Consider the following 15,137-nt stretch of genomic DNA (forward strand, 5'->3'; position numbering starts at 1 on the left):
GGCCGGAAGACGTCAGTTGCTCTTGGGCGCGACCGGTGCGTAGCGGTCGGCGAGTTCGCGGAACTTACCGACCGTGTCGACGGCGTACTCGCGGTCGTTGGACTGGATCGCCATCACTGCCAGGTACTCGTCGTCGGGCAATTCGATGCGTGCCCAGGCGGCGCCGTCGGGGAACGAGAGCCCCTCGAACAGATCCCAGTCGACGATCTTCTCGCCCAGGATGTTTCGTACGGCGATTCCCTGTTTTCCCACCTTGACCCGAGGCCGGGTCAACATCAGTACACCGAGAGCAAGAACGGTGCCGATGCCGGCCATCGCAATTTGGTCCGCGGCGCGGAAGTACACGCCAGTGGACCCCTGGCGGAGCAGGAGCGCAAGTGTGACGTGAACGATCACCAGAAGGACAGCGACGCCGATCGCGTACCGCGTCGACTTACGCGGTGAGGCGATCAGTTCCCAGTTCTCGTTGTCGCCGGGTGTGCTCATCGAAACGAATCCTCGGTCCATGGTGCTCGGAGATGACGCAGGGTCACTGCGGTGTCCAGTGCGGCGGCGCAGGCCTGTGCGCCCTTGTCCTCGACGCTACCCGGCAGACCCGAACGGTCAAGAGCCTGCTGCTCGGTGTCGGTGGTCAGGACACCGTTCCCCACGGGAGTACTTTCGTCGAGCGAGACGCGTGTGAGGCCGGCGGTGACCGCGTCGCACACGTACTCGAAGTGCGGAGTACCACCGCGGATGACGACGCCGAGTGCAACAACGGCGTCGTGGGTGCGAGCCAACGCCTGCGCAACGACCGGCAGTTCGATCGCACCGGCGACACGGACCAGTGTCACGTCCTTGATCTGTGCCTGCTCGGCGACGCGCTGTGCGCCGGCGATCAGGGCCTCGGAAATCGTCGCGTGCCACTGCCCGGCAACGATCGCCAGCTTCAGATCCTTGGCCTCGGCGATCGCGAGCTGCGGCTGACCTTCGCCGCTCACAGTGCGGTTCCGGGCTGTGCGGAGTTCTGGTTCGCCTCGTACTCGTCGAGTCCGATCAGATCGTGGCCCATCCGGTCACGCTTGGTGCGCAGGTAGGTGAGGTTTTCGGCATTCGCGCGCAGGGGCATCGGAACGCGGTCGGTGATCTGCAGGCCGTAGCCGTCCAGACCGACACGCTTGGCCGGGTTGTTGGTCAGCAGGCGCATCGACGAGATACCCAGATCGACGAGGATCTGCGCACCGATGCCGTAGTCACGGGCGTCGGCCGGTAGTCCGAGTTCGAGATTGGCGTCGACGGTGTCGGAACCGGCGTCCTGGAGCTGGTAAGCCTGCAGCTTGTGCATCAGACCGATGCCGCGACCCTCGTGTCCGCGCATGTAGAGGACAACGCCGCGGCCTTCCTGAGCGACCATGTCCAGTGCAGCATCGAGTTGCGGGCCGCAGTCGCACCGCAGCGAACCGAAGACGTCGCCGGTGAGGCACTCGGAGTGAACGCGGACGAGTACGTCGCTACCGTCACCGTCCGGGCCCGCGATATCGCCGCGCACCAGCGCGACGTGCTCGACCTCGTCGTAGATGCTCGTGTAGCCGACAGCGGTGAACTCACCGTGACGGGTGGGGATGCGGGCTTCGGCGATACGGAGCACGTGCTTCTCGTGCTTGCGACGCCACGCGATGAGGTCGGCGATCGAGATCAGAGCGAGGTTGTGTTCGTCGGCGAAGACTCGCAACTCGTCGGTCTGAGCCATCGCGCCCTCGTCCTTCTGGCTGACGATTTCGCAGATGACGCCGGCGGGACGCAGGTCCGCCATGCGGGCGAGGTCGACTGCGGCTTCCGTGTGGCCCGGACGACGCAGTACTCCGCCTTCCTTCGCGCGGAGCGGCACGACATGGCCGGGACGAGTGAAATCGTTGGCGCCGGTTTCGGGGTTGGCGAGCAGACGCATCGTCGCAGCGCGGTCCGATGCCGAGATGCCGGTACCGATTCCCTCACGGGCGTCGACGGTCACGGTGTAGGCCGTGCCGTGCTTGTCCTGGTTGGTGGCGTACATCGGGGGCAGGCCCAACCGATCGCAATCGTCACCGTCGAGCGGCACGCACAGGTAGCCGGAGGTGTAGCGAACCATGAACGCCACCAGTTCCGGGGTGGCCTTCTCGGCGGCGAAGATGAGATCGCCTTCGTTCTCACGATCCTCGTCGTCCACAACGACAACAGCTTTACCTGCAGCGATATCTGCTACTGCGCGCTCGATACTGTCGAACCTGGTCACGTGCTCGCACTCCAAAGTCTTGACTTTTCACATCATCGAATACAACGAGTGCATCCGACGGATGCACTCACAACCCTACGACCAATCGGACGGGTCCGATCAGCCTGGTCCTACCGACCGGCAGAGTGAAGCCGCTCGACGTACTTCGCGATCACGTCCACCTCGAGGTTCACCGGAGTGCCGACCACCGCGGTACCGAGCGTCGTCAACTCCAACGTCGTGGGGATCAGTGAGATCTCGAAGTACTCGAACCCACGGTCGCCGCCCAGCGCGGAAACCGTCAGCGAGACACCGTCGACGGTGATCGAACCCTTCTCCACGACGTAACGGGAAATGGAGTCCGGCAATGCGATCCGCACTACCTCCCAGTTCTCGGAAGGCGAGCGGGAGATTACATGGCCCGTTCCGTCGACGTGCCCTTGAACCAGGTGGCCACCGAGTCGGCTGTTCAGCGCCGCGGCACGCTCGAGGTTGACGCGAGAACCGACGTCCAACTTCGCCAGGCTCGAGCGGTTCAGCGTTTCCTGCATGACGTCTGCGGTGAACGAACCGTCGGCAAGCACGTCGACGACCGTCAGGCACACCCCGTTGACCGCGATCGAATCACCGTGACCGGCGTCGGAGGTGACCAGTGGCCCGCGCACCGTGAACCGTGCAGCATCGACCAGTTCTTCCTTGGCGACAATTTCGCCGAGTTCTTCCACAATTCCTGTGAACACGCGCCCTACTCCTCGTTCCCCGGAGCAGAACTCTCCGGAACCAGACTCAACAAAATATCGGGGCCGATCGTTACCGCGGACTCCAAACGGAATCGGTGGGCGTCGGTAATGGTGTGCACGCCGGCATCGACGAGCGCCGAAGCGCCCGCGCCGAGAAGTATCGGCGCGATGTACGCCTCGATGACGTCGACATATCCGGCGGCGAGGAATGCTCCGGCCAGACGTGGCCCACCTTCGAGTAGTACATCTGTGTACTCCCCCAACGCCTCGATTACTTCGTCGATGTTGTCGGTGTTGAGTACCAGAGTCGGTGCGGTGTCATCGAGAACGCTTGCAGTCGAAGGTATTTCACGTTTTCCGACGACGACGCGCACGGGCTGGTGCCCCGCGAGCTCACCCGTGGGCTGACGCGCCGTCAGCCACGGGTCGTCGGCGAACACGGTGCCGGTGCCGACCACAATTGCGTCGATCTGTGCCCGCTGCGCATGCACGCGCGCTCTCGCCTGCGGACCGGTGATCCACTGACTCGTTCCGTCCTCGGCGGCGCTGCGTCCGTCCAGACTGGCCGCGTATTTCCACGTGATGTGCGGGCGACCGGTGCGCTGTTTGTGCAGCCAGGATCGCAGTGGACCAGCTTCCACCTCGGGTGCTCGCAGGCCGGCCGTCACGCTGATGCCGGCTCGCATGAGCGTCGCTGCGCCGCCGGAGGCTTCCTGATTGGGATCACCGACTGCGTAGACAACTGCCGAGACTCCGGCGTCGATCAACGCCTGTGAGCAGGGTCCGGTTCGTCCCTGGTGATTGCACGGTTCCAGTGTCACCACTGCCGTACCGCCACGCGCTGCATCGCCGGCCTCGTCGAGAGCCACGACCTCCGCGTGCGGTCCGCCGGGCGGTTGCGTCATACCGACGCCCGCGATGGTGCCGTCGGCCGCCAGGATGACCGCGCCGACGGGCGGGTTGGGGCTGGTGAATCCGCGCGCGGAATCAGCTGCGGCCAGCGCGATCTGCATCGCGGCGTCGAGATCAGCCGTCGACGCCTGTCCACCCTTTGCCATCGAGCGGCTCAGACCGACAGCGTCAGGTGCGGCGACGCCGAGGCAGCCTGCGCACGGAGCTTGCGCACCGCCTCACCGGGATCGCTGGCTCCGTACACCGCCGAACCGGCGACGAAGCAGTCGATACCGGCTTCCGCTGCCTGCTCGATCGTGGAAGCGTTGATGCCGCCGTCGATTTCGACGAGCAGCGTCAGCTCACCCGAATCGACGAGCTTGCGAATTGCGCGTGCCTTGTCGAGCACCTGCGGCATGAAGGACTGGCCGCCGAAGCCGGGTTCGACGCTCATGATCAGAAGGGTGTCGAAGTCCTTGAGGATTTCGAGGTAGTCGTCGATCGGGGTTCCCGGCTTGACGCTCAGCCCGGCCTTTGCGCCCGCCGCGCGAATGTCGCGGGCAACCGAACGCGGATCGTCGGTGGCCTCGGCGTGGAACGTGACGTTGTACGCGCCGGCCTCGGCGTACGGCGGTGCCCAGCGCTCCGGGTTCTCGATCATGAGGTGGCAGTCGAGCGGAATATCCGTCGCCTTCAGCAGACTCTCGACGACGGGCAGACCGAGCGTGAGATTGGGAACAAAATGCGCGTCCATTACGTCGACGTGAAGCCAGTCGGAGCCGGACACGGCAGTCGCTTCATCGGCGAGTCGAGCAAAATCTGCGGACAGAATGGACGGTGCAATCATCGGGGAAGCCACGACGCCGAGTTTAGCTGTGCTTCATTGCCGACCGTGCATGCCCGTCATCAGAGAACGGCCACACCGTTGGACAGGCGCACTCCGATCAGTTCTTCACGACACTGCGAAGCTTGCGCACCTTGGCCGGAGCCTTGATTCGCCACGCATCTTCGAGCATCTCCGCCAATTGCACCTCGTCGATCAGTTCGAGGTGCACGAGGATGGAGCCGTGCCCGTGATAGTGATCTGTCGTGAAGAAAGGCGCCTCACCACTGGCGAGTAGCGCTTCCTTCTCGTCCAGACCGCACATCAAAACCAAAGCGCCCTCCGCTTCGGTGCGGAGTCGCGCAAAAGTCTTGCCTGCCACCTTGAGTGCCGGGGTGTTGTACGAGGTCGACTCCTCCACGGAGGGAAGAGCCGAACCCAGTACTACAACCTGTTCCCACGTAACCATGTAGGCACCATACGACTACCGATGCTCAGAAGTCATCCGATCAGGCCAGCGGCTTGCGCAAAGCGGCCATGAACATCGCGTCCGTGCCGTGCCGGTGCGGCCACAACTGAACCGAAGTCCCGTCTCCGACGTCCGGAACACCGGGCACCAATTCCTTGGTGTCGAGTTCCACGACGCCGTGACGCCGCACTGCGTCGGCGACGACTGCCAGCGTTTCCGACAGGTGCGGCGAACACGTCGAGTACAGCACCACTCCGCCGGGGCGTACCAGTTCGATTGCAGCGGCGAGCAATTCGCGCTGCAACTTCACGAGCGGCGCGACATCGGACGGCTGGCGACGCCAACGAGCTTCCGGGCGCCGACGCAGGGCGCCCAAGCCGGTGCAGGGAGCGTCGACGAGAATGCGGTCGTATCCGGGTTCGAGTCCGGATTCGCGGCCGTCCGCCACGTGCACGTCCACGGGAAGCTCGCGAGTGGTCTTGCGGATCAGTTCGGCACGGTGTTCGACGGGCTCGACGGCGTCGAGCCGTCCGCCTTCGATGCCGGCCAGAGCGCCCAGAAGCGCCGCCTTACCTCCTGGACCTGCGCAGAGGTCGAGCCAGCGGCCGGCGTCTTCACCTTCGAGAGGAGCAATGCTGAGGGCGCGGGCAACCAGCTGACTGCCCTCGTCCTGCACGCCCGCCAAGCCTTGGCGAACCGCCTCGAGCTGTCCGGGGTCACCGCCGTCGAGATGGACGGCGTACGGCGAGTACGGCCCGATCTCGCCGCCGGTCACCAGCGCGAGCTCCTCGGCGGAGATCTCACCGGGGCGGGCGACGAGGTGCACGGCGGGGCGGGCGTCGTCGGCGATCAGGACGTCTTCGAGCTCTCCGGCTGCGGCGCCGAGCGAATCCGAAAACACCTGCGCGATCCACAGAGGGTGAGCGTGCTCGAAGGCGAGTCGGCCGATCGGGTCCTTCGGGGCCAGCAACTCGACCCACTCGTCCTGGGTGCGTTCGGAGACACGACGCAGGACTGCGTTGACGAATCCTGCTCGGCCCTGACCGTTTTCGGCGCGAACGAGGTCGACCGAGGTGGCAACAGCGGCGTGTGGGGCAACGCGGGTCCGCAGCAGTTGATACGAGCCCAGACGGAGAACGTCGAGCAGGGTCCCGTCGATCTCCTCGATCGGTCGACCCGCTGCGTGCGCGATGACCGCGTCCAACAGACCCTGCGCGCGTGCGGCGCCGTACGCGAGTTCGGTTGCCAGCGCAGCGTCGCGCGCGTCGAGCTTGCGATCGCGAAGCAGTCCGGGCAGCACCAGGTTGGCGTACGCGTCACGCTCACGGACCGCGCGCAGTACGTCGCGCGCAGCCAGGCGCGGCTGATCGAGCCCGGCGGTGGCCGGATCCGGGCGCTTGGCCTGCTTCGGCTTGGTGTTCTTTCCGCCGGCCGCGTTCTTGGCTCCGGGACCCTGTGTCCGTCGTGCCGGTCGTCGTGATTCGGTCACTGTGCTCGTACCTCCGCGTCGAGTCGGGCACCGCGTGCCCAGTCCCCTGCCGACATCAATTTCTTGCCCGGGGGCTGAATCTGCCCGAGTCGTACCGCGGTGGTTGCGGTACCGATGTACAGACCATCCTTGCGTACCGAGATCTCACCGATTGGCAGGGTCTCGTCCGTGACGGTGACCGGCCCGACCTTGACCCGTAGGTCACCGATCATCGTCCACGCCCCGGGCGCGGGGGTGACGGCCCGGATGTGACGGTCGATGGTGCGCGCGGGCAATTCCCACTTCACACGGGCAGCGTCCACCGTCACCTTGGGGGCGTACGAGACGCCGTCGGCAGACTGTGGAACGGCGTTGATCTCGCCGGCTTCGAGCCCGTCGAGTACCGATTCGAGCAGAGCGGCGCCGTTTTCCGCCAGACGCCCTAGTAGGTCGCCTGCGGTGTCGGTGTCACGAATGCGCTCGGTCATCACTCCGTACACCGGGCCGGTATCCATGCCGGCTTCCAAACGAAACGCGCTGGCTCCGGTCACCTCGTCACCGGCACTGATCGCGGCCTGCACAGGCGCGGCACCGCGCCAGGCGGGGAGCAGGGAGAAATGAAGATTGACCCAGCCGAATTTCGGGATGTCGAGTACGTTCTGCGGCAACAAGTTTCCGTAGGCGACGACGGGTGCGCAGTCCGGTTCGAGCCGTGCGAGTTCGGCCGCGAAGTCGGGATCGGACGCCTTGGCCGGTGTCAGCACCGGGATGTCGTGCTCGTCGGCGAGCAATCCGATCGGCGATCGGGTGACTTTTCGGCCTCGACCGGCAACGGCGTCCGGACGCGTGACGACAGCGACGACTTCGTGGTTGGCCGACTCGATCAGCCGACGCAAGGAGGGAACAGCGGGTTCCGGCGTCCCGGCGAACACGACGCGCATGTCAGCTCTCCCGTTTCGGTGGGCTCTTCGGACTCTGATCAGCCGATCGGCCTGTCGAACGCGGTGGACTGCAACTCACGAAAATGCTCCCGGATGTGTCGGTGGATGGAACTCTCAGTCTAAGGACTGCACGAGCTGCGACCTACCTCGCGCCACACCGAACCACTTTCTCGAGAATTTCTTTGATCAGAACCCTGCAGATTCACCGGTTGTCGGTATTGACTGTCTCTGTCGTCGCCACTCGGCGAAGGCTGATACGGGATACACCGATCACACGGAGGAACTTAGATGGCAGGCATCGACAGTAAGTTCGACAAGGCCTACGCAGGAAAGTCCGTCGAAGAATTGGCGGATGCCCCGGTCGCGGCACTCAACGGTGTAAGCGATTCGGATGCAGAGCATTTGAAGGCAGCGTTCAACATCAAGACCGTCCGCGATCTCGGAACCAACAAGTTCTTCCTCTGGGCACAGGCCACTGCCAAGCTCGCCGAGTAAAGATTCCAACCCACGTGAACTCGGCGCTCACGAATTGGCGTCGATGACCACTTGCGGAATATCCGTGCCGAGCGGCACCGCGCTGCACGAAGCGTGCCGCTCGGCATCGGGGTCGAGGACCGACCGGATGACGTCGATCACGTAGGGGTCGTACGGCATGCGGAAATGACCGGTCAGGTTGGACGGGCACAGATCCTGGAGGACGATGTTCTCCGAACCGGCGTCGCGCAGTGCGATGTTCGAGGACGGCTGGATCATCTCGTCGACAGTCGACCCGATTGTCGTGTAGCGCACACCGGGCACGGTGTCGCCGCCGTCGTTGAGGGCGTTCAACGTATCGGAACCCTGCATCTGCTCGCGGACAGCTCGGGAGAAGACTTCTTCGACGAAGTCTTCTCCGCCAGGGATCGCGCGGACGATCGGAACCAACCCGAACATCACGCCGCCGTACGTCGGCGATGCCAACCCGACCCAATGGTCGACGTACTGGTTCCCGCCCAACTTGTTGACGTAGTACCGCGTCACCGTCGCGCCTTGGGAGTAGCCGATCACGTCGACCTTGTCCGCGCCTGTCGCACTCAGTACCTGATCGACGAAGGAGCCGAACGCGGTGGCACTACCGACGATGTCGCCGACGCCGTAGGTCTCGTGTGCGACGTCCCCGTGTTCTTCTTTGATCGCACCGCCGTAGTTGAGGGCGAAGACGCAATAGCCGTCCTCGGCGAGTGCGGGTGACAGCGCCGCCCAATCCGCGTACGCCTCGGTGTCGGTCCCGTGGGCGAGCACAACCGGCCGGGGATGCGCTGCGGAGGGCGCACATCCGAAATCATTCGACCCGGCTGGGGCAGATCCGGGATGCGCATGCGCGAATGCGGTGGCCACGGAACGGGACACCTGGCCTGGGCCGATGTCGAGGGGAACGTCCATCGCGTCGGCACTCGCGGACGGGAGCGCCGGTGCGGCAGCCGATATCGCGGGCGGTGCTCCGATCAGCAGCGCCACCGCTACCGAAAATGTCAGTCCCACAGACCGTTTGACGCCAGACATTGTTCCTGCTCCTGCTCTGATCCTACGAGGGAGCTGACCGTAACACCAGAAAGTTCGGGGCGCATACCCTACCGAACAGTAGGTATCTGACGTCTCAATTGCCGCCTTCACCGGCATCGTCACCGGCAAGCACTCGGTACAGCGACTTGCGTGCCTCGACCAGCACGTCAGCTGCGGCCTTGACCTGCGCGGGCGTGCCTACAGCGGCCACTTGACCGGCTGCGCCCATCAGCTGACCGATCAGCTCACGAAGGTCCTGCTCCGGCTCTCCCACACTGAGACGAACGTCATCCCACGGCGCTCCGAGATCGGCGCGATGCTCCTCGACGTACGCGACCCCTTCTTCGGTCAGCTTCGCGGTCTTGCGACCGGCGACCTTGTCGATGATCACCAGACCTTCGTCCTCGAGCTGGGACAGGGCGGGATAGATGGAGCCCGGACTCGGCTTCCAGACGCCGCCGCTGCGCTCGACGATCTGTTGAATCAATTCGTAGCCGTGCATCGGCTCTTCGGCGATCAAGAGCAGAATCGCAGCGCGCACGTCTCCGCGACGACCGCGGCCACCACGTCCTCGCCCACGACCGAACTGTGCGCCCGGACCGAAGCCGGGGCCGGGTCCGCCGTCGGGACCGAATCGCCCTCGTCGGTGGCCTCTGCGTGGCATGTCGCCGAAGCCCGGACGCTCGTGCGGTCGACCGCGTCGTCCACCGTCTCGATCGCCGGGACCATCACCCGACGCGCCGTCGTCCGTCGGCACCCACATCACAAATGGTGGCCGTTGCTCACGGCCGAAACCGCCGAAGAAACCGCGCCGGCCGAACATCCCCTCGTTCGGGAAACTTGCATCCATCGTCGAACCTCCATCACTATCGTTGATAGTTCGACGATATATCGCCATATCGGGTTGCGCAAGATTTTTGCTGCACACAAGCATGCCTTGGAGAACTCGAAAATCAGCCGATGCGGCGTGGGTCGATCTGAATGCGGACCGGACCCGAAGACTTCCGCGCACTGCGCGCGGCCCTCGCATGTGCCAGAGCGTCCGCAAGGCCGCGACCGTCCTTGCGTGGGACGCGGACCAGCATTCGCTCCGGCGCGACACCGCTCTCGTCCTCGCCGGAATACGGAAGCCGCTCCCCCGCAGGCAATTCCACCGGGCCGAGCAGCACAGCACTCGCCGGTAGTTCAGCCGACTCCACCAGCTCCGCGATCGCGGCGGATCCACCGTCGATCGCAGCCATGTGCACAGCCGGAGGAAAGCCGACCTCGTCTCGCTCCTCGAATTGAGACTGTGCGTGCCCCACCGGATCCCACCGGACCAATGCCTGCACCGTCGGGATACCCGAGTCCGCGACAACCACAACTTCCCCGCCTTCGGAGAGCGGAATCACCATGGCAGCAGCCGACATCCAGCGTCTGAGCGTTTCCTCGGCGGCGCGAAGGTCCGGCCGACCGAGCAACGCCCAACCGTCGAGCAGAAGCGCGGCGCCGTAGCCGCCCGTCATCACCGGCTCCGCACCGACCGTCGAAACCACCAACGCGGGCCCGTGCGGCAGTTCCTTGACCACGTCACCGCCCCCGGACAGCACGACTTTCACTCCGGGAAACGCGCGCCCGAGCTCTTCTGCAGTGCGGCCGGCGCCGACCACCACTGCGCGCAGTGCTTTCGCGCCGCACGCATGACAACGGTAGGCGGCATCGGCAACCCCGCACCAGCGGCACGCCGGCGTCCCGGCGCCGTCCGGGCCAGCCGCAGCGGGAAGCGCCAATGGGCCGTTGCACCGACGGCACCGTGCCGGGGCACGGCACTTTCCGCAGGCCAAGGTCGGTACGTACCCCCGCCGAGGCACCTGCACCAGGACTCCGTTGCCCTCACCCAGAGCGCGCCGGGCGGCCGCGAATGCAATAGCGGGCAAACGAGCCGCTCTGGCTCCCGGATCGCGGGCCAAGGCTTGATCGCTGTCGGCCAGCGCCGTGATCTTGGGTGCGTGGGCCCGAACGACGTCCCGCGTGGCGACCAGATCGTGCGCCCACCCCGAATCGACGAGGACTTGGGCTTCTGCCGTTCGTGAGAACCCGCCGATCACAACCGCGCACCCGGCGACGTAGCCACGCAGGACGGCAACTTCACGGGCATGCGGATACGGCGACCGCGGCTCGGAGAGATTGTCGTCGCCGTCGTCCCAGACGACAACCAGACCGGTCTCGGGGGTCGGCGCGAAAACAGCGCTCCGCGTGCCGACGACGATCCGGGCGGTCCCGCGCAGCGCAGCGAGCCACTTTCGGTATCGCATGGCCGGTCCCAGTCCCGCGGACAGACCCACCACTGCATCAGCTCCGGAGAGTTCGGTGCATGCGGCGACGACGCGGTCCAGGTCGCGTTGGTCGGGCACAACCAGAATCGCGGATTTCCCGCTTGCCGCTACAGCGCCGGCGAGTTCGGCCAGACGCAAGGGCCAGTTTTCGCCGGGCAACGCCTGCCAGACTGCGCGCGGACTTTTCGATTCGCGAATCGCGGTCAGGAATGCGTCACCGAATCTGTAGAGATGCCAACCATTTTCGATCGGTTCCGGAGCGGACGGCGGCTCGGCAGGCTCCCACACTTCGGCTTCGACCTTCGCGTGGCGCGGCGGTACCGCCAAGCGGAGAACATCGGCACGGGTTCCGGCGTAGCGTTCGGCCACGCGGTCGACTACCTGCGCGATTTCGGCCGTCAGGACCCGCTCGGACGAGATGACGCGTTCGAGCCAGCCGAACTTCCCCTGGTGGTCACTGGTTGCCTCGCGCGAGACGATGAAGCCGTCCACCAACCGACCAGCGAAGCGGATACGCACCCGGACTCCGGGCTGCGCATCCGCTTCGAGTTCACGAGGAACGAGGTAGTCGAATTCACGGTCGAGGTGAGCGAGCGGGAGCATCGGCAGCACCCGGGCGACCGGATCGACTTCTGCCGCTACTCTTTCCGCGCCCACCCGCGCCCCGTCTGTACGTCAGTGATCAGAGACCAGCTGCGCTACGCAGCTTGTCGGCACGATCGGTGCTCTCCCACGGAAGCTCGATATCGGTGCGACCGAAGTGACCGTACGCCGCCGTCTGCGCGTAGATCGGGCGCAGCAGGTCGAGGTCGCGAATGATCGCTCCCGGACGCAGGTCGAAGATCTCGGTGATCGCCTTCTGGATCCGTGCCGGATCGGTCTTCTCGGTGCCGAAGGTTTCGACGAAGAGGCCGACCGGAGCTGCCTTGCCGATGGCGTAGGCGACCTGCACCTCGATGCGATCGGCCAGACCTGCGGCAACCGCATTCTTGGCTACCCAGCGCATGGCGTAGGCAGCACTGCGGTCGACCTTTGACGGATCCTTGCCGGAGAACGCGCCGCCGCCGTGACGAGCCATTCCGCCGTACGTGTCGACGATGATCTTGCGACCGGTCAAACCGGCGTCACCCATCGGCCCACCGAGGACGAACTTGCCCGTCGGGTTGACCAACAGACGAACGTCGGAGGTGTCCAGGTCGGTGAGGTTCACGTCGGTCAGCACCGAGTGGAGTACCTTCTCGCGAAGGTCCGGCGTCAGCAGGTTGTCGAGATCGATGTCCGCTGCATGCTGGGTGGAGATGACCACGGTGTCGAGACGAACGGCCTTGTCGCCGTCGTACTCGATGGTGACCTGGGTCTTGCCGTCCGGGCGCAGGTACGGCAGCACGCCGGACTTGCGGACCTCGGTCAACCGGCGAGAAAGACGATGCGCCAGCGCGATGGGCAGCGGCATCAGTTCCGGGGTGTCGGTGGTGGCGTAGCCGAACATCAGGCCCTGGTCGCCTGCACCCTGACGGTCGATCTCGTCGTCGCTGATTCCGTCGACGCGAGCCTCGTGCGAGTGATCGACACCCTGCGCGATCTCGGGCGACTGGGCGCCGATCGCGACGTTCACGCCGCACGAGTTTCCGTCGAAACCCTTCGCGGAGCTGTCGTAGCCGATCTCGAGGACCGTGTCGCGCACGATCTTCGGGATATCCGCGTACGCAGTGGTGGTGACCTCGCCGGCTACGTGAACCTGGCCGGTGGTGACCAGCGTCTCGACGGCCACGCGAGCGCGCGGGTCCTGGGTGAGCAGCGCGTCGAGGATCGAGTCGCTGATCGCGTCACAGATCTTGTCCGGGTGCCCCTCGGTGACGGACTCGCTGGTGAATAGCCGACTGCCGGACTTGCTCACAGATCTCCCTCTCGACGACTGAGTTCTTGACTACAGCTTATTGAAGTATCCGAATCACCGTTCGGTGACCGTTTTGTCATGCTTTGTTAGCTGGGGGCTGAGCCGACGATAACGGTTGGACCGCCTGCGCAACACCCTTGCACTCACCCGATTATCGTGGGGTAACTCTCACCACCGGGCGCGTGTCGCTACTCGGGGAAGAGCTTGACCAGGGCGTCGAGCACTCGGCTGGCCATCAAGGCCTTGGATCCGTGCTCGAGAGCGGACTCCGAACCGTCCGAACCGAGCAGCCAACCGTCGTTGTGATCGACCTCGAATGCCTTGCCCTCGCCGACAGCATTGACGACGAGAAGGTCGCAGCCTTTGCGGGCAAGCTTGGAACGGGCGTAACTGAGGACGTCACCGTGAGCGTCACCGGTCTCTGCGGCGAATCCGACGATGACCGTTCGAGCATCCAGATCGCCGTCACGACGCGCTTCGACGAGGCCGGCAAGTATGTCGGCATTCCGAGTGAGGCTGATCGAGTCGGGTTCGTTTGCGCCCTTCTTGATCTTGCTGCCTTCGACGGTGGTGGGGCGGAAGTCCGCGACAGCCGCAGCCATGACGACTCCGTCGTGTCCGGGCGCGTGCTTCTCCACTGCCAGTCGGAGATCTTCGGCCGTCTTGATGTGCACGACGTCGACGGCAGCAGGGTCGGCGAGATCGGCCGTGTAGCCGGCGATCAGTGTGACGTGCGCGCCGCGTTGTGCGGCCAGACGGGCGAGTGCGTACCCCTGTTTGCCCGAGCTGCGATTACCGAGAAAACGCACGGGATCAAGGGGCTCGCGAGTACCGCCGGCGGTGACCAGAATGCGGCGACCTTCCAGGTCTCGCGGCAATGCATCCGAGCGCTCGAGGAGCAACGACGCCAAACCGACGATTTCGTCAGGCTCGGGAAGTCGCCCCGCTCCGGTGTCTTTACCGGTCAAACGCCCGGAGGCAGGTTCGATCACGTGGACGCCGCGCGAGCGCAGTGTCGCGACATTGGACACCGTTGCGGGGTGTTCCCACATCTCGGTGTGCATTGCGGGGGCGAAGACGACCGGACAGCGAGCAGTCAGCAAAGTGGCCGTCAACAGGTCGTCTGCGCGGCCCATGACGGCTCGCGCCATCAGATCAGCTGTAGCCGGCGCGATGACGACGAGGTCGGCTTCCTGCCCGAGACGGACATGCGGAACCTGCGGGACGTCGTTGAAGACGCCGGTGTGAACCGGGTTGCCGGAGAGTGCTTCGAACGTGGCGCGGCCGACGAACTCCAGAGCGGATTCGGTCGGAATCACGCGGACGTGATGACCACTCTCGGTGAAGCTGCGGATGATCGAGCACGCTTTGTACGCGGCGATACCCCCACCGACACCGACGACGATGCGCTTACGTATCGATGTGGGTGCGTCGGACACTCCCCCGACACCCGAACGAGGTTCGGGTGCGGCAGACGTGGCGCTCACTCGCCTTCGGTGTGCTCGAGGAGATCAGCGTGGATTTCACGCAACGCGATGGACAGCGGCTTTTCCTGCAGACCGGGCTCGACCAGGGGTCCGACGTATTCGAGGATGCCGTCACCGAGCTGGTTGTAGTAGTCGTTGATCTGGCGCGCACGCTTGGCCGAGTAGATGACCAGGGCGTACTTGGAAGAGGTGCGTTCGAGCAACTCGTCGATCGGCGGGTTGGTGATGCCGAGCGGGGTGTCGTAGGCAGGCAGAGCGCCCTGACCTGCTGCGGACGCGGCTGAAGTGCTGCTCACTCTTGTGTCTCCTGAATTAGATCTTCGTTGAAGAACTA

At 65.0% G+C, this 15,137-nt stretch carries 16 protein-coding genes; 1 reads left to right on the forward strand and 15 read right to left on the reverse strand.

What is annotated here, in order from left to right:
• Positions 1 to 12: 12 nt before the first annotated feature.
• From ACWF6P_RS10135 to fmt, 9 genes are all read right to left on the reverse strand, one after another.
• A complete protein-coding gene (locus ACWF6P_RS10135) occupies positions 13 to 486 on the reverse strand; it encodes a PH domain-containing protein (RefSeq protein WP_452620930.1) in 474 nt (157 codons plus the stop codon).
• Positions 483 to 980, reverse strand: coding sequence for a 6,7-dimethyl-8-ribityllumazine synthase (ribH, locus tag ACWF6P_RS10140; protein ID WP_230815555.1), 498 nt, complete (start codon positions 978 to 980; stop codon positions 483 to 485). Before ribH ends, ACWF6P_RS10135 begins: the two co-directional genes overlap by 4 nt.
• The gene (locus tag ACWF6P_RS10145; RefSeq protein ID WP_378544332.1) at positions 977 to 2,251 is read right to left on the reverse strand and encodes a bifunctional 3,4-dihydroxy-2-butanone-4-phosphate synthase/GTP cyclohydrolase II; all 1,275 of its coding nucleotides are present in this window, start codon (positions 2,249 to 2,251) and stop codon (positions 977 to 979) included. The genes ribH and ACWF6P_RS10145 overlap by 4 nt, the downstream gene beginning before the upstream one ends.
• Positions 2,252 to 2,361: 110 nt before the next feature.
• Entirely contained in the window at positions 2,362 to 2,970 is a 609-nt protein-coding gene (locus ACWF6P_RS10150; protein ID WP_003944892.1) for a riboflavin synthase, read from the reverse strand.
• A gap of 5 nt (positions 2,971 to 2,975) precedes the next feature.
• Complete coding sequence (gene ribD, locus ACWF6P_RS10155; RefSeq protein ID WP_452620931.1) at positions 2,976 to 4,028, reverse strand: bifunctional diaminohydroxyphosphoribosylaminopyrimidine deaminase/5-amino-6-(5-phosphoribosylamino)uracil reductase RibD; 1,053 nt, start codon at positions 4,026 to 4,028, stop codon at positions 2,976 to 2,978.
• An 8-nt stretch (positions 4,029 to 4,036) separates the two neighbouring features.
• The gene (rpe, locus tag ACWF6P_RS10160) at positions 4,037 to 4,720 is read right to left on the reverse strand and encodes a ribulose-phosphate 3-epimerase (RefSeq protein WP_230815552.1); all 684 of its coding nucleotides are present in this window, start codon (positions 4,718 to 4,720) and stop codon (positions 4,037 to 4,039) included.
• A gap of 85 nt (positions 4,721 to 4,805) precedes the next feature.
• Positions 4,806 to 5,153 carry an MmcQ/YjbR family DNA-binding protein gene (locus ACWF6P_RS10165; protein WP_283304635.1) on the reverse strand — a complete coding sequence of 116 codons (348 nt, stop codon included), beginning with the start codon at positions 5,151 to 5,153 and terminating at the stop codon, positions 4,806 to 4,808.
• A 40-nt stretch (positions 5,154 to 5,193) separates the two neighbouring features.
• The gene (locus tag ACWF6P_RS10170; protein ID WP_283304634.1) at positions 5,194 to 6,642 is read right to left on the reverse strand and encodes an RsmB/NOP family class I SAM-dependent RNA methyltransferase; all 1,449 of its coding nucleotides are present in this window, start codon (positions 6,640 to 6,642) and stop codon (positions 5,194 to 5,196) included.
• On the reverse strand, positions 6,639 to 7,562 hold the full coding sequence (gene fmt, locus ACWF6P_RS10175; protein WP_452620932.1) for a methionyl-tRNA formyltransferase: 924 nt from the start codon (positions 7,560 to 7,562) through the stop codon (positions 6,639 to 6,641). Before fmt ends, ACWF6P_RS10170 begins: the two co-directional genes overlap by 4 nt.
• A gap of 288 nt (positions 7,563 to 7,850) precedes the next feature.
• On the opposite strand from fmt, the gene ACWF6P_RS10180 reads away from it, so the two are divergent.
• On the forward strand, positions 7,851 to 8,057 hold the full coding sequence (locus tag ACWF6P_RS10180) for a hypothetical protein (protein WP_003944900.1): 207 nt from the start codon (positions 7,851 to 7,853) through the stop codon (positions 8,055 to 8,057).
• A 27-nt stretch (positions 8,058 to 8,084) separates the two neighbouring features.
• Here the strand turns inward: ACWF6P_RS10180 and ACWF6P_RS10185 are convergent, their stop codons facing one another.
• From ACWF6P_RS10185 to rpoZ, 6 genes are all read right to left on the reverse strand, one after another.
• Complete coding sequence (locus ACWF6P_RS10185; RefSeq protein WP_452620933.1) at positions 8,085 to 9,104, reverse strand: esterase/lipase family protein; 1,020 nt, start codon at positions 9,102 to 9,104, stop codon at positions 8,085 to 8,087.
• A 94-nt stretch (positions 9,105 to 9,198) separates the two neighbouring features.
• Positions 9,199 to 9,867 (reverse strand): PadR family transcriptional regulator, encoded by a 669-nt coding sequence (locus ACWF6P_RS10190; RefSeq protein ID WP_452621009.1) that lies wholly within the window; start codon positions 9,865 to 9,867, stop codon positions 9,199 to 9,201.
• 190 nt (positions 9,868 to 10,057) lie between these two features.
• Entirely contained in the window at positions 10,058 to 12,076 is a 2,019-nt protein-coding gene (locus tag ACWF6P_RS10195; protein WP_378445946.1) for a primosomal protein N', read from the reverse strand.
• 25 nt (positions 12,077 to 12,101) lie between these two features.
• Positions 12,102 to 13,316: a methionine adenosyltransferase gene (gene metK / locus ACWF6P_RS10200; protein ID WP_230815546.1), complete on the reverse strand. Its 1,215-nt coding sequence runs from the start codon at positions 13,314 to 13,316 to the stop codon at positions 12,102 to 12,104.
• 188 nt (positions 13,317 to 13,504) lie between these two features.
• Positions 13,505 to 14,803, reverse strand: coding sequence for a bifunctional phosphopantothenoylcysteine decarboxylase/phosphopantothenate--cysteine ligase CoaBC (coaBC, locus tag ACWF6P_RS10205; protein WP_452620934.1), 1,299 nt, complete (start codon positions 14,801 to 14,803; stop codon positions 13,505 to 13,507).
• Positions 14,800 to 15,099 (reverse strand): DNA-directed RNA polymerase subunit omega, encoded by a 300-nt coding sequence (gene rpoZ / locus ACWF6P_RS10210; protein WP_003944996.1) that lies wholly within the window; start codon positions 15,097 to 15,099, stop codon positions 14,800 to 14,802. Before rpoZ ends, coaBC begins: the two co-directional genes overlap by 4 nt.
• Between the last annotated feature and the right edge of the window lie 38 nt (positions 15,100 to 15,137).

This window comes from Rhodococcus sp. NPDC055024, assembly GCF_053608585.1.

Coding starts and splice junctions, on each gene's coding strand:
- ACWF6P_RS10180 (WP_003944900.1), top strand. CDS start 7,851: ATGGCAGGCATCGACAGTAAGTTCGACAAGGCCTACGCAGGAAAGTCC.
- ACWF6P_RS10185 (WP_452620933.1), bottom strand. CDS start 9,104: ATGTCTGGCGTCAAACGGTCTGTGGGACTGACATTTTCGGTAGCGGTG.
- ACWF6P_RS10190 (WP_452621009.1), bottom strand. CDS start 9,867: ATGTGGGTGCCGACGGACGACGGCGCGTCGGGTGATGGTCCCGGCGAT.
- fmt (WP_452620932.1), bottom strand. CDS start 7,562: ATGCGCGTCGTGTTCGCCGGGACGCCGGAACCCGCTGTTCCCTCCTTG.
- ACWF6P_RS10135 (WP_452620930.1), bottom strand. CDS start 486: ATGAGCACACCCGGCGACAACGAGAACTGGGAACTGATCGCCTCACCG.
- ribD (WP_452620931.1), bottom strand. CDS start 4,028: ATGGCAAAGGGTGGACAGGCGTCGACGGCTGATCTCGACGCCGCGATG.
- ACWF6P_RS10165 (WP_283304635.1), bottom strand. CDS start 5,153: ATGGTTACGTGGGAACAGGTTGTAGTACTGGGTTCGGCTCTTCCCTCC.